Annotated in this window: 1 protein-coding gene; it reads left to right on the forward strand. The window is 64.9% G+C overall.

The genetic code is table 11. The features are described 5' to 3' along the window. A partial coding sequence (locus tag IEZ15_RS44185; RefSeq protein ID WP_229846617.1) for a reverse transcriptase/maturase family protein occupies window positions 1-695 on the forward strand: 695 nt, incomplete at both ends.

Here is a 695-nt window from a genome sequence, read left to right on the forward strand (position 1 = left end):
CGCTGGCACGCCACGCTCAGCGGTGCTCCGCAGGGCGGGGTGGCCTCTCCGATCCTCTCGAACATCTACCTCGACCGGCTGGACCAGTTCATCGAACAGTCTCTGCTGCCTGAGTACAACAAGGGCCTGCGTCGGCGGCCCAACCGGGCGTATCAGGTCATCGGTTACGCGATCGAGAAGGCCAAACGGCACGGCGACCGGGAGGCGGTGCAGGCGCTTCGGCTCCAGCGTCGCTCCCTGCCGAGCCAGGACCCGAACGATCCGGATTGCCGCCGGCTTCGCTACGTCCGTTACGCCGACGACTGGCTCCTGGGGTTCGCCGGCCCCAAGCACGAAGCCGAGGAGATCAAGGCGAGAATCGGCGAGTTCCTGCGCGACGAGCTCAGGCTGGAACTCTCCGAGTCCAAGACCGTGATCACCCACGCTGCCAGCCAGGCGGCGTACTTCCTCGGCTACGAGATCAGAGCCCAGCACTCCGACACGAGGATCACCCGGAACCGTCGGGCGGTCAACGGAGCGATCGGCCTGTTCGTGCCCAAGCAGGTGATCAGGCAGAAATGCGCGCAATACATGAGCAAGGGACAACCCGCGCAACGCGGTGTGCTGCTGCACGACGAGGACTTCACGATCGTCGCGAAGTATCAGGCCGAGTACCGGGGGTTGGTCCAGTACTACCTTCTCGCCCAGGACGTGTT

This window comes from Streptomyces atratus, from assembly GCF_014648655.1.
GTDB classification, from domain to species: domain Bacteria; phylum Actinomycetota; class Actinomycetes; order Streptomycetales; family Streptomycetaceae; genus Streptomyces; species Streptomyces atratus.